General features: G+C 60.6%; 22 protein-coding genes and 1 tRNA gene. 5 read left to right on the top strand and 18 right to left on the bottom strand.

Annotation, left to right across the window (positions count from 1 at the left end; all coding sequences use genetic code 11):
* Positions 1-31 precede the first annotated feature (31 nt).
* The 12 genes from CLV41_RS26500 to CLV41_RS26555 all read right to left on the bottom strand — a co-directional run bounded on the left by CLV41_RS26500 (position 32) and on the right by CLV41_RS26555 (position 10,766).
* Complete coding sequence (locus tag CLV41_RS26500; protein WP_103225509.1) at positions 32-1,021, bottom strand: TRAP transporter substrate-binding protein; 990 nt, start codon at positions 1,019-1,021, stop codon at positions 32-34.
* A 329-nt stretch (positions 1,022-1,350) separates the two neighbouring features.
* Positions 1,351-2,172 carry a glutathione S-transferase family protein gene (locus tag CLV41_RS26505; RefSeq protein ID WP_103225510.1) on the bottom strand — a complete coding sequence of 274 codons (822 nt, stop codon included), beginning with the start codon at positions 2,170-2,172 and terminating at the stop codon, positions 1,351-1,353.
* A 1-nt stretch (position 2,173) separates the two neighbouring features.
* Positions 2,174-3,103 carry a BKACE family enzyme gene (locus tag CLV41_RS26510; RefSeq protein ID WP_103225511.1) on the bottom strand — a complete coding sequence of 310 codons (930 nt, stop codon included), beginning with the start codon at positions 3,101-3,103 and terminating at the stop codon, positions 2,174-2,176.
* Between the two features lie 2 nt (positions 3,104-3,105).
* Positions 3,106-4,134: a branched-chain amino acid ABC transporter permease gene (locus CLV41_RS26515; protein WP_103225512.1), complete on the bottom strand. Its 1,029-nt coding sequence runs from the start codon at positions 4,132-4,134 to the stop codon at positions 3,106-3,108.
* Entirely contained in the window at positions 4,131-4,994 is an 864-nt protein-coding gene (locus tag CLV41_RS26520) for a branched-chain amino acid ABC transporter permease (RefSeq protein WP_103225513.1), read from the bottom strand. The genes CLV41_RS26515 and CLV41_RS26520 overlap by 4 nt, the downstream gene beginning before the upstream one ends.
* 1 nt (position 4,995) lies before the next feature.
* Positions 4,996-5,703: an ABC transporter ATP-binding protein gene (locus CLV41_RS26525; RefSeq protein ID WP_103225514.1), complete on the bottom strand. Its 708-nt coding sequence runs from the start codon at positions 5,701-5,703 to the stop codon at positions 4,996-4,998.
* Positions 5,696-6,424, bottom strand: coding sequence for an ABC transporter ATP-binding protein (locus tag CLV41_RS26530; protein ID WP_103225515.1), 729 nt, complete (start codon positions 6,422-6,424; stop codon positions 5,696-5,698). Before CLV41_RS26530 ends, CLV41_RS26525 begins: the two co-directional genes overlap by 8 nt.
* 57 nt (positions 6,425-6,481) lie before the next feature.
* Entirely contained in the window at positions 6,482-7,759 is a 1,278-nt protein-coding gene (locus tag CLV41_RS26535) for an ABC transporter substrate-binding protein (RefSeq protein WP_103225516.1), read from the bottom strand.
* A 37-nt stretch (positions 7,760-7,796) separates the two neighbouring features.
* The gene (locus CLV41_RS26540; RefSeq protein WP_103225517.1) at positions 7,797-8,720 is read right to left on the bottom strand and encodes a 3-hydroxyacyl-CoA dehydrogenase family protein; all 924 of its coding nucleotides are present in this window, start codon (positions 8,718-8,720) and stop codon (positions 7,797-7,799) included.
* 3 nt (positions 8,721-8,723) lie between these two features.
* A complete protein-coding gene (locus CLV41_RS26545; RefSeq protein WP_103225518.1) occupies positions 8,724-9,521 on the bottom strand; it encodes an SDR family NAD(P)-dependent oxidoreductase in 798 nt (265 codons plus the stop codon).
* A 3-nt stretch (positions 9,522-9,524) separates the two neighbouring features.
* A complete protein-coding gene (locus CLV41_RS26550; RefSeq protein WP_103225519.1) occupies positions 9,525-9,869 on the bottom strand; it encodes a cupin domain-containing protein in 345 nt (114 codons plus the stop codon).
* 60 nt (positions 9,870-9,929) lie between these two features.
* Entirely contained in the window at positions 9,930-10,766 is an 837-nt protein-coding gene (locus CLV41_RS26555; protein ID WP_103225520.1) for a cyclase family protein, read from the bottom strand.
* 207 nt (positions 10,767-10,973) lie between these two features.
* Between CLV41_RS26555 and CLV41_RS26560 the strand changes: the two genes are divergently transcribed.
* Complete coding sequence (locus tag CLV41_RS26560; protein ID WP_103225521.1) at positions 10,974-11,756, top strand: IclR family transcriptional regulator; 783 nt, start codon at positions 10,974-10,976, stop codon at positions 11,754-11,756.
* A gap of 498 nt (positions 11,757-12,254) precedes the next feature.
* On the opposite strand, the gene CLV41_RS26565 is transcribed toward CLV41_RS26560, so the two are convergent.
* The 4 genes from CLV41_RS26565 to CLV41_RS26580 are packed head-to-tail and all read right to left on the bottom strand — an operon-like array spanning position 12,255 to position 16,733.
* Positions 12,255-12,992 carry a class II aldolase/adducin family protein gene (locus CLV41_RS26565; RefSeq protein ID WP_103225522.1) on the bottom strand — a complete coding sequence of 246 codons (738 nt, stop codon included), beginning with the start codon at positions 12,990-12,992 and terminating at the stop codon, positions 12,255-12,257.
* On the bottom strand, positions 12,989-14,500 hold the full coding sequence (locus tag CLV41_RS26570; protein WP_103225523.1) for a tripartite tricarboxylate transporter permease: 1,512 nt from the start codon (positions 14,498-14,500) through the stop codon (positions 12,989-12,991). Before CLV41_RS26570 ends, CLV41_RS26565 begins: the two co-directional genes overlap by 4 nt.
* Entirely contained in the window at positions 14,500-14,946 is a 447-nt protein-coding gene (locus tag CLV41_RS26575; RefSeq protein ID WP_103225524.1) for a tripartite tricarboxylate transporter TctB family protein, read from the bottom strand. Before CLV41_RS26575 ends, CLV41_RS26570 begins: the two co-directional genes overlap by 1 nt.
* Positions 14,947-14,972: 26 nt before the next feature.
* Positions 14,973-16,733, bottom strand: a complete 1,761-nt coding sequence (locus CLV41_RS26580) for a thiamine pyrophosphate-binding protein (RefSeq protein WP_103225525.1) — start codon at positions 16,731-16,733, stop codon at positions 14,973-14,975.
* A 279-nt stretch (positions 16,734-17,012) separates the two neighbouring features.
* Between CLV41_RS26580 and CLV41_RS26585 the strand changes: the two genes are divergently transcribed.
* Both CLV41_RS26585 and CLV41_RS26590 read left to right on the top strand, forming a co-directional pair.
* Positions 17,013-18,494, top strand: coding sequence for an aldehyde dehydrogenase family protein (locus tag CLV41_RS26585; RefSeq protein ID WP_208987744.1), 1,482 nt, complete (start codon positions 17,013-17,015; stop codon positions 18,492-18,494).
* A gap of 114 nt (positions 18,495-18,608) precedes the next feature.
* Positions 18,609-19,889, top strand: a complete 1,281-nt coding sequence (locus tag CLV41_RS26590; protein ID WP_103225526.1) for a LysR family transcriptional regulator — start codon at positions 18,609-18,611, stop codon at positions 19,887-19,889.
* On the opposite strand, the gene CLV41_RS26595 is transcribed toward CLV41_RS26590, so the two are convergent.
* On the bottom strand, positions 19,849-20,841 hold the full coding sequence (locus CLV41_RS26595) for an NAD(P)-dependent oxidoreductase (protein WP_170107334.1): 993 nt from the start codon (positions 20,839-20,841) through the stop codon (positions 19,849-19,851). The two genes, CLV41_RS26590 and CLV41_RS26595, sit on opposite strands and share 41 nt — an antisense overlap.
* A 341-nt stretch (positions 20,842-21,182) precedes the next feature.
* Between CLV41_RS26595 and CLV41_RS26600 the strand changes: the two genes are divergently transcribed.
* Together CLV41_RS26600 and CLV41_RS26605 are read left to right on the top strand one after the other, a co-directional pair.
* Complete coding sequence (locus tag CLV41_RS26600; protein ID WP_103225528.1) at positions 21,183-21,809, top strand: glutathione S-transferase family protein; 627 nt, start codon at positions 21,183-21,185, stop codon at positions 21,807-21,809.
* A 46-nt stretch (positions 21,810-21,855) separates the two neighbouring features.
* Complete coding sequence (locus CLV41_RS26605) at positions 21,856-22,833, top strand: Bug family tripartite tricarboxylate transporter substrate binding protein (RefSeq protein ID WP_170107335.1); 978 nt, start codon at positions 21,856-21,858, stop codon at positions 22,831-22,833.
* Positions 22,834-23,106: 273 nt separating this feature from the next.
* Here the strand turns inward: CLV41_RS26605 and CLV41_RS26610 are convergent.
* A tRNA-Met gene (locus tag CLV41_RS26610) sits at positions 23,107-23,183 on the bottom strand.
* Positions 23,184-23,201 lie beyond the last annotated feature (18 nt).

A 23,201-nucleotide genomic window follows, 5' to 3' on the forward strand; every position in this document is an offset into this window, starting at 1 on the left:
GCGGCCCGCTGAATCGCGGGCCGCATTTTGTTCATTTCGTGTAGGCGTCAAGAAAGGCCTGCGCGTTATCGCCGGCCGCGGTTTTACCCGCAACGACGATGGACGCGAACGTCTCCTGAAGACCTTCGACTTGCGCTGCATTGAGCGTGACGATGTCCACTCCGGAGTCGACCATATACTTGCGGCCTTCTTCCTCGCCCTTGTCCCACAGGGCACCGAACCAGGCCGCCCGGTCGGGACCGGTCGTCTCGTCGATGAGCTTGCGATGCTCCGCGGACAGACGATTGTAGGCGGCGTCACTCATGACGACAGCAAAGGTTGCGGAGGCCAGCCCGGGTTCCATCGAATATTCGATCACCGGACCAAGGTCGAAGGCCATGGTGGCCTCGAAGGGGAATGTCGCACCGTCAACGATACCCTTGCCGATCGCATCGGCGGTTTCCGCCGGCGGCACCGGCACCGGCGATGCCCCCAGTGCTTCGACGATCTGCTGCCAGGTCGAGCCCGCGTATCGCAGCCGCAACCCCTTGAGATTGTCGAGATCTCTCGGGTCGGCCTTCGCAAGATTGACTTTCAGCGGCGGGGTTACCGCCATCCAGAGGATATGCGTGCCTTCATGCTCACCCGCCAGATATTCGGGCGCAAGTTCGGTCAGCCGACGCGAGGTGATCGCACTTCCATCCCCTTCCGAGGGATGTGTCAGGGGAAGCCCCGCCAGTTCGGTCATCGGGAAACGTCCGGGAGTGACCGCGTGCAGGAATATCGCGATATCGGCGACACCGGCACGAACGATGTCGAACTGCCGCGGCGGTGGCCCGAGCTGGCCTGCCGGATAGACTTCCATCTCGATCTCACCGCCGGACCTGTCAGCCAGCTCCTCGCCCCAGGCGTTGATCGCCTTGACGAAAGTGTGCACCGGCGGCAGGAAGGTGGTGACCTTCAGGGTCTCCGCCACGGCCGGTCCGCTCAGCATGCCTGCCAGGAGCACCCCGGCGGCGGTAATGGTATTCAATTTCATCATATTCTCCTCCTCCTTTGTTTCCGGCGGGCAGCGCCCGCCGTTCTTCCGCCCGTAACAGGCGGAAAATTCTCAATTCCTAGAGCACTTTGAAAGAATACGGAGCCGCTTGACCCGTTTTTCGGGTCTGCCGGCAAGGCGCGGTCAAAGCCGTGGCCTGTCTGGCCACAAGCTGACCGCAACGCTGTCCGGCCGGCGTGAAAAACGAGCCTTCGGTGGGTTTTGTCAGCCCATCTCCGGCGTTGCGGATCTGGCCCGCTGCCCCGCATCGCGCTGCGATCCGCGTCTTGGATATAGGCTGATAAAATCCCATCAAGCGACTCCGTATTCTTTTAAAGTGCTCTAGTTTCAGTCAAACCGGTCCACCGTGTTTGCAGTTCGGGCCAATGCGCCGAACCGCCGGCACGCATCGCCTCGGCGCTTCCGGGCGGCAGATGATCGGCGATGCCGGTTGAATAGGCCGGGAGCGCTTTCCAGGTGTCGAGCCAGGGGCCGACACGGGCGAACTCCTCTTCCCAAAAGCCGCTGAAGCCCAACCTGTCCAGACGGTCGACATAGGCGACCAGAGCGACATCGGCGATACCGAGCCGGTTTCCACCGAGCCAGGGGCCTTCTTCAAGCTCGTCCTGCATGTCGGCAAACAGGCGTCTGAGATGCACCAGGGCCTGTCCGACATAGGCGGAAGCAATCCCGTTCAGGATCAGATCCTTGCGCTTTTGCCCCATGATCGGGTCCGGAAACCTGGCGGCCAGGGCGTCGATTTCGTCCCGGGTCTTTTCGGCGAGTATTTTCTTGCGCATCGCCGTCGAGAAACTGAGCGTGTTGATCGCCGCATGGATGGACAGGCAGCGCAGCAGCCAGTGCTCCGCGCGCACTCTCCCCGCCGGATCCCTGGGCATAAGCTGCGAGCTGAAATGCTCCCGGTCGAGATAGGCAAGAATGAGGCTCGATTCGACAACGACGAGATCGCCGTCGACCAGTGTCGGCACCACCGCGTCGGGATTCAGTTTCAGATAGCCGGGCTCGAACTGATCGCCCGCCTGGAGGTTCAGCATGCGGCTCTCGTAACGAAGCTCCATGAGCGCAAGGCCGACACGGACTTTCTGGGAGCAGACGCTGGTGGGTGCGTGGTGAAGCGTGAGCATGGCCGGCATTTCAGAAATTCACCCTGTCGCCGCCCTTCAGCCCCAGCAGCTCGCGTGCCTCGTCGGGCGTTGCGACCTCGGTGCCGAGTTCCTCGACGATCCTGCGGATCTTGGCGACTTGCTGCGCATTGGATTCCGCAAGCTTGCCGCGGCTGATAAACAGGCTGTCCTCCAGCCCGACCCGGACGTTGCCGCCCATCTGGCTGGCGGTTGCCGCCATGGGGATTTGCGAGGCCCCGGCGGCCAGGACAGACCACCGGTAGTCGTCGCCGAACAGCTTGTCGGCGGTTTTCTTCATGAACACCAGATTGTCGATGTCCGCACCGATGCCACCGAGGATGCCCATCACGAACTGGATGAAGATCGGAGCCTTGAAGAGGCCGACATCCATGCAGAATTTCAGATTGTAGAGATGGCCGACGTCGTAGCATTCATGCTCGAATTTGATGTCATGCGGCGCAAGGGTTTCGGCGGCCTCCCGGATATCGCGGAAGGTGTTGCGGAAGATATTGCCATCGGAATTTGCCACATAGTCCTTCTCCCAGTCGAATTTCCACGTGTCGTAGCGCTTGGCGAGCGGATGGAAGGAAAAGTTCATGCTGCCCATGTTCATCGAGCACATTTCGGCGCTGAAGGTGGCGGCGGGTTTGATCCTGTCCTGGATCGACAGGGTCAGGGAACCGCCGGTGGAAATGTTCACGACCGCGTCCGTGGCCTGTTTGATACGCGGCAGGAACGCGGTGAAATCGGCGGGGTCCACGGACGGCGCGCCGGTTTCGTTGTTGCGCGCGTGGAGGTGCAGGATAGAGGCTCCGGCTTCAGCCGCCTCGATCGCCTGGGCCGCGATATCGTCATACGTATAGGGCAGGGCATCCGACATGGTCGGCGTGTGGATCGCTCCGGTGACGGCGCAGGTGATGACGGTCTTCTGGCGTGCCATGGTCAGTTTTCCTTGTTGGCGAGATTGCCCAGCACGCGATAGCCGAGCGGAAAGAGTTGGAGACCGAAGCGGATCTGGATCAGGCCCCAGATCCCCTTCGGGGCCTTTAACATCACCACGATGGCGACGAGGCCGAGGACAAGCAGATATGTCGTGCCCAGATCGGCCAGCGTCTCGCGAAGGGCGAAGAACACCAGCGTGCCGATGATCGGTCCTTCCAGCGTGCCGATGCCGCCGATCACGACGATGAAAATCACGAAGGCGGTCCAGTCGTTGACGCTGAAGGCCGCATCGGGCGAGATGCGCAGTTTCTGAAGGAAAATCAGCGCGCCCACGATCGCTGTCAGGGCCGCCGTCACAACATAGACGATGAATTTTGTGCGCCAGATGTCGATCCCCAGAGACCGCGCGGCGAGTTCGTTGTCCCGGATCGCGGTCAATGCGAGCCCCTTGCGCGAGCGCAGGAACAGATAGACAGCCGCAATGGTCCCGGCCGCCGCGCCGAGCGCGAGCCAGTAACTGAGCGCTTCGCGCCCGCTGCGCGAAGCCGCCAGAGACTTGACGATCCCCACCGGCAGCGACGTGCCGGACCCGCCGCCCAGCGCCCCGACCTGCGCGAAAACGAGGCGGAAGACTTCCGCCATCACCCATGTGCCGATTGCGAAATAGGCGCCGCGAAGCCGAAACAACAGCGCCGCCACCGGAACCGCGACAAGCGCGGCCAGCCCGCCGGCGGCCAGCAGCGCCACAACAGGATGAAGGCCCGCGAAAATCGTGAGCGCGAACAGGAGATAGCCGCCGAAACCGACGAAAGCCTGCTGGCCGACCGATACCAGTCCGGCATAACCGGCCATCAGGTTCCACAGGCTCGCGAGCGCCAGATAGAGAAAGACCTCGCTGAGAAGCCGCATGTCGGCCCGGCCCGCCCACCAGGGGGCGGCGGCCAGCACCAGCAGGACGATCAGTCCGGCCACGGCGGCAATGCGTGCGGCCCGCGACGAACGCGTGACTTTGAACGGCCCGGCACTCATCCCGTCACCTTCGGGAACAGACCGCTGGGGCGCACCGCGAGGATCAGCAGGAAAACGATATGTCCGGCGAGCAGTTGCCAGCCCGGATCGATTTTGGCGCCGACGGTCTGCGCCACACCCAGAATGACGCCGCCCGCCAGCGTACCCCAGAGATTTCCCAGCCCGCCGATAATCACCGCCTCGAAGCCGAAAATCAGGCGGCTGCCGCCGATCGCGGGATCGAAGCTGGTCCGGATGCCGAGGAAAATGCCTGCCACGGCGGTGACGGCCAGTGCCAGCGCCATGGCGTAGCCGTAGACATGGGCCTTGTTGAGACCCATGAGCTGGGCGATGTCCTGATTGTCGGAGGTGGCGCGGAAGGCGCGGCCGAGCGCCGTATTGTAAAACACCCACTGGAGCGCGCCGACGATCGCCACGGCGACAGCGAACGTAAGCAGCGGCAGGACACCGAGACTGATCCCTCCCAGGGAGACGCTTGCGGTTTCCAGCGCACCCGCATCCATCTTTTGCGGATCGGCGGTATAAATTTCCAGAAGCGCGTTTTGCAGGATGACCGACAGTCCGAAGGTCACCAGAAGCGGCGGCAGGATATCGTTGCCCAGCGTCCGGTTGAGGATGCCGATTTGCAGAAGGAAGCCGATTGCCGCCAGGGCCGGCGCAACCAGGACCAGGGCCAGCAACGGATGCAGCCCGAGCGCCACCGATGTCGTCAGGCCCAGATAGGCAGCCAGCACGATGAGGTCGCCATGGGCGATGTTCACCAGCCGCATCACGCCGAAGATCAGGCTCAGGCCCGCGGCGAAAAGCGCATAGAGCCCACCCAGCAACACACCCTGTATGACCGCGTTCAACCACTCCATGTCATTCGATCCCGAAGTAGGCGCGCGAGATGTCTTCGCGAGATACCGTGGTCGAGGCGCCCTCCAGGGACACCCGGCCTTCCTGCAGGCAATAGACCCTGGAGGAGATCGAAAGTGCCTTGGTGATGTCCTGCTCGACGATCACCGCGCTCATGCCCTGGGAAACGATGCCCGGCAGAGCGCGGTAGATGTCCCTGATGACGATCGGTGCGAGGCCGAGGCTGATTTCGTCGAACAGGATCAGATCCGGGTTCGCCATCAACGCCCGGCCGATAGCCACCATCTGCTGTTGCCCCCCTGACAGGGATGTCGATGGCTGCCTTTTGCGTTCCTCGAGGATCGGAAAGAGGCTGTAGACCCGTTTCAGCGACCACGGTCCCTGACGCCCGGAACGTCCTCCGATGAGAAGGTTTTCCTCAACCGACAGCGATGGAAACAGCTGACGCCCTTCCGGCACCAGCGCGATGCCGCGCCTGGCAACCTGATCGGCCCGCAGTGCGCCGATCGGTACGTTGCGGAATTTTATCTCGTCGGCACCGTTTCGGATGAGACCCGCAATGGAGCGCATGAGCGTCGTCTTGCCGGCGCCATTGGCCCCGATGATCGCCAGAACATCCCCTTCGGCGAGGGTCATGTCCACGCCGTAAAGCGCCTGGAAATCACCGTAACGGGCATCGAGGCCGGCAATCTGGAGGATCGGATCAGGCATCGGCCTCAATTCCAAGATAGATTTCCCTGACTTCTCGGCTTTCCATGACGTCGCGCGGTGCGCCCTCGGCGATCTTGCGGCCGAAATCGATCACGATGAGGCGCCCGACCACCGCAAGCAGGGCATGCACGACATGCTCGATCCAGATGATCGAGACCCCCGAGGCGTGGATGTTGCGGATCGTCGCCACCAGCGCGGCGCATTCGCCTTCCGTCAGCCCCCCGGCGATCTCGTCGAGGAGCAGCAGCTTGGGCCTGGCGCAGAGCGCGCGGGTCAGTTCAAGACGCTTGCGATCGAGAAGCGTGAGACTGCCGGCAAACTGATTGGCCCTGGGCAAAAGCTCCGTCTGATCAAGGACCTTTAGGCAAAGTTGTTCGGCTTTTCCGCCTGAAAGCCCTGCCGCCTGGGTTGCGGCGACCATGGCGTTTTCGAATACCGTGAGACCTGAAAAGGGCTGTGGAACCTGAAAGCTGCGGGCGATCCCCATCCGGCTTCGGGCCGCAGCGCCCTGTCCGGTGATATTCCGCCCGTCGAAATGCACGCTGCCGCTATCCGGCGCGACCGTTCCGGTGATCAGATTGAACATCGACGTCTTGCCGGCACCGTTCGGGCCGATGACGCCGAGCGCCTCGCCGCGCACGAGCCCGTAATCGAGATCGTCGGCAACGGTGACGGCGCCGTAGGCTTTCGACAGTTTCTCAAGACGAAGGATGGTTGTCATAATGGTCTCGTCAGGTTGGGTGACGGCGCCGGGCGGGAGCACGTCACCCGTTGCCTGTCAAAGCAGCTTCAGCTCGCCTGTCAGCGGAATTTCGGGCGCATGCGCGTTGGCCACGATCTTCAGATCGTACGCATCTCCCTCCTTCTGCCACTGACCGGCCACCAGAGGCGTCTTGGTGACGTTGTTGATCGGACCGTCCGCCCAGTTGAGGGTTCCCACGATGGTATCGAGATTGGTCTCCGCGATGGCTGCGATGTTGGCCTCGGGATCCTCCAGGTCCTGTGATCTGCGCACGACGTCGGCAACCACCTCGAAAAGCGCGTGCTTGAATCCGATGGGCTGGGTCCAGGGACGGCCCGAGACTTCGCTGTAACCTTCGGCAAGCTGCTTCGCGCTCGCCCCGGTCAGGGACGACGAGAACGGATGGGCGGGTGACCACCAGACCTCCGAGGAAAGCCCGTCACCGCGGTCTCCGAGCGACTCGATGACCGATGGGAACAACAGCGCCTTGCCGATGGTGACGATCCTGGGGCTGAACCCCTGCTGAGCGGCCTGCGCCCAGAACGTCGCGAAATCCGGAGGGATCATGTTCCCGGTGACGATCTCGCAACCAGCCTCCTTGAACGCGTTGATGTAGTTGGAGAAGTCGTCGGATAGCGGCTGATAGCGTCCAGGGTCGGTCAGCGCGTAACCGGCGGCCGCGAGCGGCTTGGGCAGGCCCAGCTCCCGATCGCCCCAGGCGTTGCCGTCGGCGTCGTTCGGGAACAGCCCGCCGACCGTCTTGTTGACGCCAGCGCCGCCCCACATGTCGAGGAAGGCGGCAATGACATCCTCCAGTCCCCAGAAGAAATGATAGGTCCACTGGAAGCCCTGGCCCGGCACGCCGTTGCGTCCGAAGAAATAAGGTTGCCACGGACAGTCGGTGGTGATGCAGGGAACCTCGTTGATTTCCGCCTGGTCGGCAACCGGGTTCACCGTGTCCGGTGTCGAGGCGGCAACGATGATGTCGACTTCATCGGAGAGGATGAGATCCGCCGCGACTTCCGCCGCCCGGTTCGGGTTCGACTGGCTGTCCTTGGAGACGATCTCGACCGACCAGATCTTGCCGTTGTTCTCAAGACCGGCGGAGAACGCTTCCTGGATCGCGCCGAGCACGAAATCGTCCGCTTCGGCGAAACCGGCCAGCGGACCGGTGCGCGGGCTGACATGGCCGACCCGCAGCGTCGGATTTGCGGCAAAGGCCCGGCTGTTTCTCAAGATGGCCGGGGCCGCGAGCACACCTGCGGTTGCCGCAAGAAAGCTGCGGCGCGAGGGGTATTTGAACGAATGTGTCATGTCGCCTCCCAGTGCCGGCCTCCTCGCCGGCGCGTGTTCACTCTTCCAAGATCGTTTCAAGCCTTTTCAGATGGGTGGTAACGCGCTTGCGGACCTTGTCGGCCTCTTCGGGCGTCCATTTGCGGAATCCTTCTCCGCTTTTCATGCCGAGCTTTCCATCGGCCACGAGTTTTTCCAGGTAGGGGGACGGCCCCGGCCGGCTCTCCAGGTCGGCAAGCACCGTGTTGTGAATGTCGAGCGTGAGATCGGTGCCCACGAGATCGGCGTTCTCCAGGGGCCCGAGGACCGACAGGCGCCTGCCGAAACAGGACTTGATCACCGTATCGACCGATTCCGCGTCGCAGATCCCGCGTTCCACCAGGCTGATCGCCTCGCGCCAGAGCGCATGCTGGAGCCGGTTGCCGATGAAGCCCGGAACGTCCTTCGCCACACAAACCGGTGTCTTTCCAGCCTCGCCGAGAAGCGACATCATGGTGTCCACCGTCTCATCGGAGGTCCATTCGGTCCGGATCACTTCGACGAGCGGAATCATATGCGGCGGATTCCACCAGTGCGTCCCCAGGGACCGGCCCCTTTTCCCGAGCTTCTGCATGATCGCGGTGATCGGCATCACCGAGGTGTTGGAGGCCAGCAGGCTGTCGCCGGGCGCATGGGCCTCGATTTCGGCGAAAATCTGCTGTTTGAGGTCCATCTTCTCCGGCGCGGCCTCGAACACCGCGAAGCTGTCCGAAACGGCAGCCTGCAGGCTTTCGCAAGTCTCGACATTGCTCAGGATCTCATCGATCCGACCGGCATCTTCTCCCATCAGGGAAAGGCTCTCGGCGATACGTCCGGTCACGGCCGCCAGAGCGTCCGCAACGGGGTCGGTCACCAGGACCCGGTGTCCGGCTTTCGCCAGGGTCAGCGCGATACCGTGGCCCATGAGCCCGGCGCCGATCACTGCTATGGGGCGCTTTTCCATGTGTTATCCCGCCGTATAGCCGCCATCGGCGTAAAGAATGTGCCCCGTGTAGAAGTCGCTTGCCCTGGAGGACAGGAACAGAAGCGGTCCGGCAAGGTCTTCCGGTTCGCCCAAGCGGCCTTTCGGCACGCGCGTGAGAAAGCCCTTGCGCACGGTTTCCGCTTCTTCCGTCTCCGCGAACATCCAGGCCGTCAGCGGCGAGCGGAACACCGTCGGGGCGATGGCATTCACCGTGATCCCGGTCGGCCCGAGTTCGCAGCCGAGCGCCTTGGTGATGCCGTCGACCGCGGATTTGGACGCGCAATAGGCGGTGTAGCCGGCAGGATGACCGAGGAGCCCCCGCGCCGAGGACACGAGCACGATTTTTCCGCCGCCCCCCTGCGCCTTCATCTGCACCGTAGCCGCCCGCGCCAGAAGCCAGCTCTGGGTCACATTGGCATCCATGACGTCGGTAAACGTCTCCGGTGACATCTCGTCGATCTTGGCGACCTTGTTCATGCCGGACGCGACAACCAGGATGTCGAGCGATCCGAAGGCCTCGACGGCCCTCGCAACGAGATCGGCGCAGACCGCCTCATCCGTCGGACGGACATTCGCCTCGACCACCTCAGCGCCGATCTTCCGGCACTCCGCGGCAATTTCGGCGAGCGCGTCCGCGGATCCGGCCGCCAGAACCAGCTTGCAGCCGGCCCCCGCCAGAACCTTCGCGGCAACCATGCCGAAGGCGCCGGAGGCTCCGGTGACCAGGGCCACCTTGCCGGAAACGTCGAACATAGACATCGGATTCGTCAATTCGGACATGGCTTATCCTTTCGGCGGGTAGGGAATGACGACCAGCATCTTGCAGACGTGGTTCGACCTGTTCTCGATCCGCCGCTCCAGTCCGGGCGGGATGGTGCAACTGTCCATCGCGCGCAGGATTTCGGACCTGCCGTCCCACTCGATGGTCATCTCGCCTTCGAGCACGACATAGACTTTTTCAAAGGGCGTTGAATCCGGCCCGGCCCCTCCGCCGGGGAGAAACTGGGAGTAGCCGACCCACTGGTTGGTCGGCCCTCCCTCTTCGAAACCCTGCAAACGGAGCCCGTGGACACCCCAGTGATTGGGGGCCTCGTAGGCCTGTGCTTCCTCGAAACGCTTGATATGCATCGCGTTCCCCTCCCGTGGATCGAAAATTCATGTAAGACCGCCCGTTCAGGCGGTTGTTGCTCAGAAGTTTTCGCCGGGCTCGATGCGGTATTGCTGTCCCTTGTCGATCATTGCGACAAGACGGATGATGCAGCCGTCACCACGGTCCCAGTTCCAGGGGAAGAAGGCGAAGGTGCAGCGCTTGCCGGTGACCGCGTCGAGATCGCCGCCGACATTCTCGATGCCGAGGATGCCGTTGCTGAACAGCCTCTGGTGAACAGGCTCCCATTCAGGGAAATCGTCCTTCCAGTCGCGACCGCCGGACCATTCCTTATATTCCTCTTCCAGATGAGGAAGGATAGGGCCGTTGCGTTGCGGACCGATTGCAGTTGCCAACGGGTGGTCGTTGGCCTGGGTGTCATGACCGACGACCTTGATACCCTTTTCAACCATCCAGTCGGCGGCCGAGGGGACCAGACCCGGGCAATAGGCGAAATAGTCGCCATCTTCATACTGCTTGTGCCAGCCGGTATTGATGAGCAGCACATCGTTTTTCCGAATCGCGTGACCGCAGGCCTTTTCCAGATCATCGGCCGTGATCTGCTCCCACTTCTTCTTTGGAATTGAGACAACAAGTCCCGAGCCGAAGAAGTGCGGCAGCGGCACTTCGTCAATAAACGGCGTTCCCTGCACCACATGGGCCGGCGCATCGATATGCGTCGTTACATGCATGGTGGTGGTGATCGTCTGGGACAGCACGCCGGACTTGGCCATATAGTGCTTCCGGTCAATCTGGACGTCCTGAAAATATGGCCAGTTCGGGCACTGGAAACCATAGCGGTGGCTGAGGTTGTAGAACTCCAGCCCCATGTCGTTATCGGTGTTAGCCTGAAATTCGATGCCGCGGATTTCGACCATTTTGCAATACTCCTCCCTTCACCGCCGAGGCGGTGTTGCGATGCTGATGACAGTGCTTCTTATGATTAGTATCAGGGATACTGTTTCGCATTATGGTACATATGCACCGCATAGCAGTCAATAATTATTTGCATCTCAGGTCTTTTGTACCGTATGGTGGGCCACCCCATCTCCACGAAACCAGAAAACAAACCGGTTTGCCATCCCATGATCGAAGAAGAAACCCCACCCGGAACAGAGCCAGACCGAGGCCGTAGCGGCATTCAGGTCATCGAACGGGCCGCGAAAATCCTGCGATCCCTGAAGGAGGACCAATCGGGCATGAGCCTCGGCCAGATCGCCGAAGCGGTCAGCCTGCCGCGCTCGACCGTGCAACGGATCGTCGGCGCCCTGCAGAAGGAAAGGCTGGTGATTTCCGGAGCCAATGGCGGCAAACTCCGGCTCGGTCCGGAACTGAGCGCGCTGGCCGAAGCCGCCCGCTACAATATCGTCGAGTGCTGCCGGCTTCATCTGACGGAACTGTCGCAGGCGACGGGAGAAACGGCCGATCTGTCCGTTCTGCGCGGACCGGCCATGATCTTTCTCGATCAGGTGCCGGGCACCCACAGACTGCGGACCGTCTCCTCGGTCGGCGAGGCCTTTCCGCTGACGACCACCGCCAACGGCCTTGCCTGCCTTGCCCGGCTTGACGACGACATGGCCCGCGACCTGGCGCTCACGGAATGGAACCGTCAGAGAATCGAGCGCGATCTGCCCGGTTTCATGGCGACCCTCGCCGCGATCAGGGAGACCGGCCTGGCCTACGATCTCGATGAACACACCCGTGGCATCTCCGCCGTCGGGTTTGCTTTCCGTGACTGGTCCGGCGATCTTCACTCGATCTCCGTTCCGGTGCCCTCGACCCGCTTCAAGGAGATCCGCCCCAAAGTGGAAGCGACCCTGCGGCTTACGGCAAAACACGTCGAGCGCATGATGGAACAGAGCCTTTAGATCGGCGGACGTTCACTCGGAACTGAGTGAACGTCAAAAAGCTGATCGGTCTAAAGATGCTCCAGGGCCTGGAATTCGTCTCGGACGCTCTGTCGGATGGTCAACGTTTCCGTGCGCTATTGACCTGCTCCCCATCTCTTGATCGCCTCTGCCGGAACTTTAGGGGATCAGAGCAATCAGAGCATCTTGTGGAGCGCACCCTCGGGGCGGGCCAGACGGCTTCCTGTTTTGTGAGCAGGCAATACCCGATCGAACTCACGGCGAGGCAGTCTGCGAAATTGCACACGCCGATTATCAGCCGGCGATAGAGCCTGTCAGCGGTAAAGCCCGCCAAAAGAAACTGACAGAGCGCGGGCGGAAACATGACGAGGCCGTTATACCCGAGTTAAAGAGCCTCACCGGTCCGCTGATAGATGTGCCACCCCGGCGAGATCGCCAGAAACTGAAACGCCGAGACGGTTGCCGCGCGAGACAGCAGGAACAATGTCCGGGAAACGTTCACCGATCAGCTCTCCCCGTCATGCCCGGCCCTTCCCTGCGACGCAGATCGCGAAGCAGGTAGTTCCAGTTATCGGCCACAAAGCCGGCCTCTTCGAGCGACCCGATGACCTTTTGCGCATCCCCCTCGGCAGGGACCTCCAGCTCCAGCCCCGCGGATTTGGCGCGGATAAGAGCCCTGGCCGCACGCTCCAGAAAAATGCCGGTCAGGGCCAGTTTCGCGATGGTTTCCGCATAAATGGAAGTCCCGTGGTTCTTCATGAAGACGATATCGGCATCGCCGAGTTTCCCGGCAAGCTGACGCCCCTGCTCCCTGTCGACAAGCAGGTCCGCGGTGTCTGTGAACCTGGGAACCCCGCCGGATCCAAGCCGAAGGCCGTCCTGCGTGAATCTCGGGAATGCCGCCTCGCTCGCGGTCAACAGCGTCGCGTATTCCGGATGACTGTGCAGGCTGGCCTGAATATCGGGCCTGGCCAGCATGACTTCGGTATGAATAGGCCATTCCCCGTGCCTGTTTCCCTCTCCCTCCAGAACTTTTCCGTCCCAGTCGACCAGAAGGAAGTCGGCTTGGTCTCTCACCTCGCCAAGCGAGAGGCCCCGGCGTTTCATCCATATGCCACGCCCGTCAGGGTCCCTGAGCGCCACATGGCCGAGCGTCATGTCCTCATGACCGTTGACCGCCAGCACCCTGGCCGCGCAGGCAAGCTCGCACAAGTCCTCTACCAATTTCTCGTTCATGGATTCTGCTCCGAGAGGCCCTTGCTTTTCAATTCCGCCGAGCGGCGCAAACGGCTGATCGTCGTCCAGCCGAGAATGATGACGAACAGGGCAAGCATCGAGATGTTCACCGGCCCCTTGAAAAGGGCGAGAAGGTCCCCGTCGGAAAGCAGCATTGCCCGGCGGAAGTTTTCTTCCAGAAGCGGTCCCAGAACGAACCCCATCAGCATCGGCGCGGGCTCGAAGGCAAGCAACCGCATAAGATACCCGACCAACCCGAACCCGATCAGCAGGTAGATGTCGAACACGCTCGATTGCAGCGAATAGATACCGATGCAGATCATGCAGACGATCACCGGATACAGCAGGTGATACGGGATTTTCAGGAGACGGACCCAGAGCCCGATGAAGGGTATGTTCAGGATCAGCAAAAACAGGTTGCCGATCCAGAAGCTGGCAACGATCGCCCAGAACATGTCTGTTTGTTCGCGCATGAAGTTCGGACCCGGCACGATCCCGTGCAACATCATCGCGCCGAGCAGGATCGCCGTTGTGGTGGTGCCGGGAATTCCCAGAGCGAAAGTGGGTATGAACGCGGTCTGAGCCGCCGCGTTGTTCGCCGCCTCCGGCCCGGCGATCCCTTCTATGACCCCGGTTCCGAATTTCTCCGGCCGTTTGGAGACGCGTTTTTCAATCACATAGGCGAAGAAAGATGCCAGTGCGAGACCCGCGCCCGGCAATGGACCGACAATGGCTCCGACGCTCGTTCCGCGCATCATGGGCAGCCATGAGCGACGAAGATCATCGCGCGTGGGCATAAGCGAGCGCATGGTGATCTTATCCCGTATCATCGGAGCTGCATGGTCCGTGATCGACCAGATAATTTCCGCCACGCCGAAAAGACCCATGGCGACGATGACGATGCTGATACCGTCGTACAGTTCCATCTGACCGCCGGTAAAGCGTGCCATGCCGGTCTGCACGTCCGCGCCAACCAGACCGAAAAGGACACCCAGCGCCAGAGTTGCCAACCCTTTCAGCGGACTGCCTGGACTGACGGTGGCGGCCATCACGAGCCCGAGAAGAAGGGCGACGAAATATTCCTTGCTGTTGAAAAGAAGAGCGAATTTCAAGAACAGGGGTGTCGCCCCCATCAGTACGATAATACCGAGCGTGCCGCCGACAAACGACGCGATCGTCGTCATGAACAAAGCCACCCCGGCCCGGCCGTTCTGAGCCATCGGATACCCGTCGAGACAGGTGATGGCGTTGGATGGCGTCCCCGGGAGATTGAGCAGGATCGAAGCCGTCGAGCCGCCGTATTCGGCACCGTAATAGACCCCGGCCAGCATGATGATCGCCGTGGTCGGATCGAGATAGAATGTAATCGGCAACAGCATTGAAATCGCTGCGAGAGAACCGATACCCGGGAGAACGCCGACGGCAGTACCGACCAGAACTCCGAAGAAACAATAGGAAAGATTCTCGGGAGCGAGTGCGGTCGAAAACCCGGCAAGCAGCTGATCCATCAGAATGGACTCCGGACAACGTCGATCGGCAACCCCAGACCGACTATGAAAATAAGCCAGCAGGCCAGGGAAACCGTTCCGGCGATATACAGGACAGGAAGCGGCCGGCTTTTAGGCGAACCGGATGCGGCGACCGCGACAACTGCAAAAATTGTCGGAACGAAACCAACATTGCGAATGAGAAGAGCGAAGACGGCAGTCGCCGCGAAGATCGCCAGAACGGGCCGAATGTTGATCCGTGGAATCGGCCGCGCGCCCAGAAAGGCCTTGCCGGAAATGATCAGCCCGAGAATGATTGCGATTATGCCGGTTGCCATAGGCACATAGGCCGGACCGACCATGCCGGGTTCGGCCTTTGGCAGGCCTGTCGCGGCGACCGCGAAGGCTCCTCCCACCACCGCAACAAGCAGACCCCCGACCAGATCACGCTGATCTACAGATTTCATTTGTCTTCCTCCCGGCTGACAGGCGTTTATTTCTCACCGTAGCCGCCGATTACATTTACATCGACAAGAACCCGTCCACCGGCTTTCACTGTCTCAACCGCCCTGGCGAGCACGTCCGTGAGTTCGGCTTCCGTCTTCACGGGGCCGTAGGCGTCGAACCCCTGCGCCCGGGCAATGGCGCAATTGTCGACGGGCGGGTCGATGCGCTGGCCGATATGCTTGCGTTCTACCGGCCTGCCGCGGGCAACCGCGACACGTTCCTGATGGACCTCGTCATTGAAATAGGACCGGTTGTTCGCGATGATCATGAGAAGCGGAAGATCCATGTGAGACGCCGTCCACAACGCCTGCATGCCGATTGCAAAATCACCATCTCCAATGATGCCGACGGTGATCCGGCTGTCCCTGAGCGCGAGAGCGGTACCGACAGCATGACCGGGGCCACTGCCCACGGTCCCCCCGGCATCCTTGCCGAGAAAATCGAGCGGTGACCTGAAGGCGCAGGCAAGCCCTGGCCAGCCGAAAGGCAGCCGGGCAAATGTGACGTCCTCCTCCGCCAGCGCATCCGTAACCACGAATGCCATGTCGAAGACACGCATGTCGTTGCTGCGCCGGTTCCGCCTCTTTTCGGCGGCCAGCACCGTCCAGTGTGCACCCGAAACCCGTTCCGGCATCCTGCCGCCGTCCAGCTCATCGAGAACCTGACGGACAAACCGGTCCGGTGAAGCCAGGACCGGCAGGTCGATTCCCGCCAGCAACTGGTGATCCATCGACCAGCCGTTGGCGAGATTTTGATCCAGCGACACGGAAACGACTTTCCCGTTGAAGGGTTTGGAAATCTGGGTTTCCCCGGACCTGGCCGAAAGAAACCCGCCCAGATCATGCCAGTCGAAGCTCACGACCACGTCGGCTTCCCGCAGCAACTGGATTTCAGCTTCCGTCGGACGTTCTCCGATCGGCGGCAAGACATGAAGGGGATGTTCGGTCGGGAATACAGCGGCTGCATGGGTTCCCGACAGCACGGTTGCTCCCACGGCATCGGCCAACGCAACCCGGGCGTCCCAGTCCGACTGGGCGCGGTTTCCCCGGCCGAACAAAAAGACCGGCTTTTCAGCCTCCCTCAAAGCCTCGATCACGGTGCGGACCTGCTCTCGGGAGGCAGAAGGCGGCTCGCTGACAGGGAACCGGTCAAGGGGCGGAACGTCGACCGGGTTGTCGAGCGCGCTCTCCTGCATGCCGGCATCAAGACACACATAGACCGGCCCGCGTGGCTCGCTCCGGGCCAGACGGTCGGCCCTCACCACGGATTCCACGGCGGCCGCCGCGGAGGCCGGCTGATCGTCCCACTTCACGTAATTGCGAACCAGAGCGCCCTGATCCTTGGAAGTGTGAACCCAGTCGATCCATGGACGGCGCATGGCCGCATCGACCGGACCGGTGGCACCGATGACAAGCATCGGCACGCGGTTGCACCAGGTATCGAAAATGCCCATCAGGCCGTTCATCAAGCCGACATTCGCATGCAGGGCGACGGCCATCGGCGTATCGGTGGCACGCGCGAAGCCCTGCGCGATAAAGACCGCCTGAACCTCGTGAAGTGTCATCACCAGTTCGGGCGAGAGATTGCCCAGATGATTGACGATACTGTCCTGAAAGCCCCGGAAACTCGACCCGGGAACCAGCGAAAGGTAAGTGTACCCAAGAGCGCGGACGGTTTCGGCGACAGCATCGCTCGACCACATCTTGTCGGTCGCGGCACTGTCGGCCTCGGGCTCTGTCTTCAACATTTCACCTCCTGAGTCTCGCTCTTCACAGCAATTGAGACAGAGAATGCGTCTGCCCCCGGCAATCAGGCAAGGCAGGGGTAAGCAAAACTAATCGATAGAGAAGAATGTTGGATTCCGTAACCGCTCAAAGAGCCCCTCTGGACCTGGACGGGTGCCGCATCTTATCAGCCCAATCCGAATTCTAATTTGCGGCATCGACCCTTCGGCGGGTACCAAACTAGAAAGCGATCTGCCCGGTCCCCCAATTGGATGAACCGGCTGCGACAGAGGAAATTAGCCATGACCGACCCGACCCAGAAGGCCCTGGACTTCGACTACATGAACGCCCGCATACTGATCGATGGCAAGCTTGTCGACAGCAAGAGCGGGAAACGGTACGAGTCGCTCAATCCTTGCGACGGGACAGTCCTGGGCACGGTTCCCGAGGGAACGAAAGCTGACGTCGATGCTGCCGTCGAGGCCGCTGATCGCGCTCAAGGGGCGTGGGCCGCTCTCCCGATGAGAGAACGAGGCGCCTACCTCCGCCGCCTGGCGAATGCTTTGCGCGAACATGCCGATGCCATTCTCGATATCGAGGTGCGCGACACCGGAAACACGATCGGCGAAATGCGTCTGGATGTCGCCAACGGGGCCAATCAGCTCGATTACTATGCGGGGCTGGGATTCGAGATCAAGGGCAGCACAATCCCGGCAACACCCGGCAACATTCACCTGACCGTGCGCGAACCCTATGGGGTCGTCGGCAAGATCGTCCCCTTCAATCATCCGTTGATGTTCGCGACGGCGAAGATTGCAGCCCCTCTGATCGCGGGCAACACGGTGGTCGTCAAACCTGCGGAACAAAGCCCGCTCTCGGCCTGTTATCTTGCCGAACTCTGTGCGGATATCTTTCCCGCCGGCGTCGTCAACATCGTAACCGGCCTTGGTGCCGGAGCCGGCGATGCCATCGTTCGCCATCCGAAGGTGAAGCGGATCGGTTTTATCGGTTCTGTCGAAACCGGCATGCTTATTCAGCGCCGGGCGGCCGAGGTCGCCGTGAAACATATCTCGCTGGAACTCGGCGGCAAAAACCCGATGATCGTCTTCCCCGACGCCGAGCTCGATCTGGCGGCGGCGGCTGCGGTGAAGGGAATGAATTTTGGCTGGCAGGGTCAATCCTGCGGTTCGACGAGCCGTCTGTTCCTGCATGAAGACATCCACGACAGGGTTCTTGCTGACGTGATCGCCAGGATCGAGGCGCGAAAGATCGGGACCCCCTGGGATCCGACGGCTCAGGTCGGCCCGATCAACAACAAGGTCCAGTATGACAAGGTCAGAAACTTCGTCGAGGTGACGCTTGCCGAAGGCGGCAAGCTCGAAACCGGCGGCGAGCGGCCGGAAGGGTCCGAGTTTCACCCCGATGGTTATTGGTGGAAACCGACTGTATTCTCCGGCATGCGTGCGGACATGACACTGGCTCGAAAGGAAGTTTTCGGTCCCCTTCTGGCTGTCTTCAAATGGTCGGACATCGACGAAACGATCCGGATCGCGAATTCGCTCGAGTATGGGCTTTCGGGTTCGGTCTGGACGCAGGACATCGACAAGGCGCTGAAAACAGCTCAAAAAATAGATTCAGGATATATCTGGGTGAATGGCGTCGGGACGCATTTCCCCGCCGTTCCATTCGGTGGCAAGAAAAATAGCGGCACCGGCAATGAGGAATCCTATGGAGACCTATTGAGTTATACCGAGGAAAAAGCAATAAATATCATTCTCAAGTGAGGGAAACATCCCTGACAACAACCGCCATCACAAAAATCTTGAAGGCCGGAATATTCGCCCACGATCACACGTTATACTATCACGGAATTCAATATCGGTACTTGGGAGGGTGCAGTGGATGAATTTCAAGACCTCCCGAACCTGAGGCACCTGCGCGCATTCAGCCTGACTGCGATGCACCGGAGCGTTCACAAGGCCGCCGCGGAAATTTTCCTGTCGCAGCCGGCCGTCACCCAAGCCATAAGCAAGCTTGAGACGGAATTCGACCAGACGCTCTTCGAGCGCACGCCGAGTGGCATGTTCTGCACGAAGGTTGGCGAAATTCTTCTGGCACGGGTCGACCGTGCCTTTGCCGAGTTGAAACGGGCCTGCGAACCGCAACTGGATAAAAACCAGAAAAAGCTGCGGGATCTCGATCCCACCCGGCTGATTTCAAGCGCGCAGATAAGGGCGATAACGGCAATCGCGGATCATGGCAACTTCGCGATGGCCGCCCGCGCGCTCGGCATGTCCCGTCCTTCGATCCAGCGCACGGCCAGAGCTTTGGAAAAGGCCCTCGGGTACAAGCTTTTTGTGCGTTCGAGCAATGGCATCGGACTTTCCGTCGCCGGAGATGTTTTTGCACGCGGAGCAAAACTGGCCAGCCGCGAGATTGAACTGGCGCGTGAGGAAATCGAACAATTCTGGGGTCAAAAAGTCGGCAGGATGGTGGTCGGTTCGCTGCCGCTATCGCGGATAGACCTCGTACCTCAGGCCCTCATGCGTGTTCTGGATCAGATCCCGGACCTGAACGTACAGATCGTCGAAGGGTCCTATGAAAGTCAGCTCGTCGGCCTGAGAAACGGCGACATCGACCTGATCGTCGGCGCATTGCGGGAACCGCCCCCATGTCCGGGCATTAGCCAAACGGAGCTGTTTGTGGACCCGCTGTCGGTCGTCGTCAGGGCCGGGCATCCGCTTGCCCGGCATTCGACCGTCACACTGTCGGACACGGTTGGATATGCCTGGATCGTTCCCCGCAGGAACACCCCTTCCCGGAACCTCTTCCACAAGGCGTTTCGCACGCGCGCCCTGGCCGAACCCAAACGCCTTCTTGAAGTGTGCGCCCACGGTTCTCTCCGGGCCCTTCTGACCGGAAGTGACCGGGTAGCCCTGGTTTCCCGGCGGCAGGTCCGATACGAGGAAGAATCCGGGCTCCTGAAGGTTTTGCCTATCAACCTCCCGGACACGGCGCGGCCGATTGGTCTGACAACACGCGCGGACTGGGTGCCCAGTGCGGCGCAAAGCCTCCTGATCGCCGAACTGAAAAAGGCGGTTACGGAATATTCAGCACCTGGACAGCTCAATCCTGAGGTCAGGAAAACTCGAACGGATATTTCCCTGGCACAGGGATGAAATTATCCGTCAGTCCCTTGATCGCGGTGATGCCCATCTCCCAACGGGCCTCCACGGAACTTGCCCCCATATGCGGCGTCGCCACGAAGTTCGGCAGGTTCAGCAAAGCATCATCCGTCGGCGGCTCTTCCTCGAAGACATCGAACGCTGCCGCGGCGATCCAGCCTTCCGTCAAAGCCCTGTAAAGGACCTTTTCGTCGACTATGCCTCCGCGGCCGGTGTTGATGAGCACACAATCCGGACGCAGGTTCCGCAAGGTGTCGGTATCGTAGAGCATCCGCGTATGCGGATTGAGCGCCAGGTGGATCGAAAGCACTTCCGAGCGGGCATAGAGTTCTTCGGGCTGCACCAGTTCAACGCCGTAGCGGGCACAAAATTCGGAACGATCCTCCTTGTCGCACCCCAGAACGCGGCAGCCGAACGGCTGCAACAGGCGAATGAACTCCTGACCGATCTGGCCAACCCCGTGCACACCAACGACGCGGCCGCTCAATTGCCGGCCAAGTCTTGTCAGCTGGCGCTCACCGGCCCGGATACCAAGATTGCAGGGAACCACGTGCCGCAGCCCCGTAATCGCCAGACCCAGCGCCAGTTCCGCCACTGCACGTTTGTTGACACCGGGCGTCCAGCCGAGCCGAACGCCGTGGCGGCGCATGGCGAGCGGGTCGACGCGGTCAAGGCCCACCCCCAGTTTGGAGACCACGCGTAATTCGGGCAACGCGGACAGCACCCTGTCGCTGATGATCTCGAACGAGATGATGGCCGCCTCGCAACCGGACAGATAGGCGATCGTCTCCTCCTCCGTCCGGTAGTGGATCCCGCCCTCGTTGTTGATTTTCGCATCCGGATAGCGATCGAGCAGATGCTCCACCAGACCTGGATGCTGCGCAAACGACACGGCGGGAACAGCAATGCGCTTCACCGGCGGCAAACCGGCGGAACGATCAGCCATCCTCATATCCAAGTCCCCTCTCCCCGGTTCATTTGGTAGTCCCATGCGCGCTGCGCGGACCTGAAGGTTTGCTAGAGCGTGTCGCGTTTAAGCCGATTCATGGTTTCAGGAAGACGCCCGAGGCAGCGTTTGCTTCGCGAATGCGTTCGGGCGATTTCCTGAATTCAATTTAACGCGACACGCTTTAGCACGCTTTCTCGCCAGTTCTAAACTGTAAAACCGGCAAGATCGCCCGAAAGTAGGAACAAGTTATCTTTGACGCCTCAGATCGAATTGGTTCGCCGCGTCAACTCTCAGGCAGGATATCGGGAAAGATAACAACCGCATTATCCGACGGACATATGATCGAGCTCTACACCTGGAAAACCGCGAACTGTCAGAAGGTCAACATCGCTCTGTGCGAGATCGGCCTGCCGTTCCGCGTGCATCCGATCGATCTGACCAGGGGCGAGCAGAAGTCAGCGGATCATCTGGCGCGTAATCCGAACGGGAAAGTTCCTGTCGTTACAGATACCGAGACCGGGATAACCCTGTTCGAGTCGGGCGCAATCCTTCTCTATCTCGCCAACAAGGCAAGGTGCCTGATGCCGGAAGGCGATGCACAGAAGTGGCGCGCGATCCAGTGGATATTCTGGCAGATGGCCGGTCTTGGTCCCAATGCAGCTCAGGTCATCCATTTTTCGAACGCCCCTGATGGCGGGGAAGAGGCCTTGACCCGGTTTCGAGGCGAACTCGAACGCCTTTTTGGCGTCCTGGAGCGTGAATTGACCGGGAAAAGCTACCTCGTGGAGGACTATTCCATGGCCGATATTTCAATTTGGCCCTGGGTTTCCCGCTTCAGGCGGGTCGGGCTCGAACTCTACGACTACCCGGAAATCAAACGCTGGTATCTGGCCATCGCGGACCGTCCAGGTGTCGTCGATGGCGTCCGGTTGCTGCAGCCGGAAGCAGAGATTGCCAAACCCTGAACCGGCGGGATCCGTTGATTACAATGCAACTTTGGGAGGAAGATTGATGATCGCCAACTTCATAAAAACGGTAATACGGCTGACGGCTATCCTGGGCCTGACGGCCTTGACCGCTATATCCGCGCGGGCGCAGGATTACCCCAGCAAGCCCATCACCTTCGTTGTCGGCTTTTCCGCCGGAGGTTTCGCCGATTCAGTCGGCCGGATACTTGCGCAAGGCGTCTCCGACCAGCTAGGTCAGCCGGTGGTCGTGGAAAACCGCGGCGGTGCGGCCGGAAACGTCGCAGCGGGCAGTGTCGCCGCTTCCGCGGGAGACGGCTATACGGTTCTGGTAACCACGGCGAGCCTGGGACTGTCACAATCCACCCGCAAGGAGTTGCCCTACGATATCAAAGACCTTACCGCCGTTGCCATTCCAGCCTCCTCGCCGGAAACACTGGCAGCCCACCCGTCGGTTCCGGCCAATAACCTCGCAGAGCTGATTGCATGGGCCAAAACCCAGCCGTCCGTAACCCTTGGAAACGCCGGTATCGGCACGGGGTCCCAGGTCACGACCGCGTTTTTCCTCACGAAACTGGCCGGTCTCGATAACATCAAGCAGATTGGCTACAAGGGAGGTTCCAAGGCCCGCCAGGCCGCTATTTCCGGTGAAGTACAGCTTATCGGCTCTTCCAATTCCGTCTATCCGGTCATCCGTGAAGGGCTCCTGAAAGGTCTGGCCGTCGCATCGGTAAATCAGCACGACGCGATACCAAACGTGGAAACCTTCGAGGAACAGGGATATGACAGATTTGTCGTTTCCTCCTGGGTCGGGCTGTTTGTTCCCTCCAACACCCCTGCCGATATTCAGGAAAAGCTGAACCTGGCCGTGAACGAGATGCTTCAGCAGACCGAGACCCAGGAAAAATTCAAGAAAGCCGGCGTGTTGACACACGAGCGCGATCTGAATGCGTCCAAACAGTTTTTTGCGACAGATACTAAAAACTGGTCAAACATGGTCTATGCGCTCGGCATCGGAAACTGACGCCAATATTACCTAAACACAGCCCTACATGAACAGCAGTGCGGATCCGGGAACTTGTTTTCCGGATCCTTGTGTTTTACGCGCCTATTTACCGGAGACCTTTGCGTTCTTACCGGCATTCTACCGCACCGGAAACTCTTCTTCATCCGGCCTGCTTCACCAAGGAAGCCTTGACGACAAGTCAGGCATCAAAAGGAAACGTTCCTCAATCGGCGCATTAAAACGCAAGAAGCCCCGCCGTTTTACGGTCGGGGCTTTTTGTTGGATTTGATTTGGTTGCGGGAGCAGGATTTGAACCTGCGACCTTCAGGTTATGAGCCTGACGAGCTACCGGACTGCTCCATCCCGCGGTATAGGTCGTTTGTGTT

Origin of the sequence: Roseibium marinum (genome assembly GCF_002906165.1) — a bacterium.
GTDB classification, from domain to species: domain Bacteria; phylum Pseudomonadota; class Alphaproteobacteria; order Rhizobiales; family Stappiaceae; genus Roseibium; species Roseibium marinum.

Coding starts and splice junctions, on each gene's coding strand:
- CLV41_RS26500 (WP_103225509.1), bottom strand. CDS start 1,021: ATGATGAAATTGAATACCATTACCGCCGCCGGGGTGCTCCTGGCAGGC.
- CLV41_RS26505 (WP_103225510.1), bottom strand. CDS start 2,172: ATGCCGGCCATGCTCACGCTTCACCACGCACCCACCAGCGTCTGCTCC.
- CLV41_RS26510 (WP_103225511.1), bottom strand. CDS start 3,103: ATGGCACGCCAGAAGACCGTCATCACCTGCGCCGTCACCGGAGCGATC.
- CLV41_RS26515 (WP_103225512.1), bottom strand. CDS start 4,134: ATGAGTGCCGGGCCGTTCAAAGTCACGCGTTCGTCGCGGGCCGCACGC.
- CLV41_RS26520 (WP_103225513.1), bottom strand. CDS start 4,994: ATGGAGTGGTTGAACGCGGTCATACAGGGTGTGTTGCTGGGTGGGCTC.
- CLV41_RS26525 (WP_103225514.1), bottom strand. CDS start 5,703: ATGCCTGATCCGATCCTCCAGATTGCCGGCCTCGATGCCCGTTACGGT.
- CLV41_RS26530 (WP_103225515.1), bottom strand. CDS start 6,424: ATGACAACCATCCTTCGTCTTGAGAAACTGTCGAAAGCCTACGGCGCC.
- CLV41_RS26535 (WP_103225516.1), bottom strand. CDS start 7,759: ATGACACATTCGTTCAAATACCCCTCGCGCCGCAGCTTTCTTGCGGCA.
- CLV41_RS26540 (WP_103225517.1), bottom strand. CDS start 8,720: ATGGAAAAGCGCCCCATAGCAGTGATCGGCGCCGGGCTCATGGGCCAC.
- CLV41_RS26545 (WP_103225518.1), bottom strand. CDS start 9,521: ATGTCCGAATTGACGAATCCGATGTCTATGTTCGACGTTTCCGGCAAG.
- CLV41_RS26550 (WP_103225519.1), bottom strand. CDS start 9,869: ATGCATATCAAGCGTTTCGAGGAAGCACAGGCCTACGAGGCCCCCAAT.
- CLV41_RS26555 (WP_103225520.1), bottom strand. CDS start 10,766: ATGGTCGAAATCCGCGGCATCGAATTTCAGGCTAACACCGATAACGAC.
- CLV41_RS26560 (WP_103225521.1), top strand. CDS start 10,974: ATGATCGAAGAAGAAACCCCACCCGGAACAGAGCCAGACCGAGGCCGT.
- CLV41_RS26565 (WP_103225522.1), bottom strand. CDS start 12,992: ATGAACGAGAAATTGGTAGAGGACTTGTGCGAGCTTGCCTGCGCGGCC.
- CLV41_RS26570 (WP_103225523.1), bottom strand. CDS start 14,500: ATGGATCAGCTGCTTGCCGGGTTTTCGACCGCACTCGCTCCCGAGAAT.
- CLV41_RS26575 (WP_103225524.1), bottom strand. CDS start 14,946: ATGAAATCTGTAGATCAGCGTGATCTGGTCGGGGGTCTGCTTGTTGCG.
- CLV41_RS26580 (WP_103225525.1), bottom strand. CDS start 16,733: ATGTTGAAGACAGAGCCCGAGGCCGACAGTGCCGCGACCGACAAGATG.
- CLV41_RS26585 (WP_208987744.1), top strand. CDS start 17,013: ATGACCGACCCGACCCAGAAGGCCCTGGACTTCGACTACATGAACGCC.
- CLV41_RS26595 (WP_170107334.1), bottom strand. CDS start 20,841: ATGGCTGATCGTTCCGCCGGTTTGCCGCCGGTGAAGCGCATTGCTGTT.
- CLV41_RS26600 (WP_103225528.1), top strand. CDS start 21,183: ATGATCGAGCTCTACACCTGGAAAACCGCGAACTGTCAGAAGGTCAAC.
- CLV41_RS26605 (WP_170107335.1), top strand. CDS start 21,856: ATGATCGCCAACTTCATAAAAACGGTAATACGGCTGACGGCTATCCTG.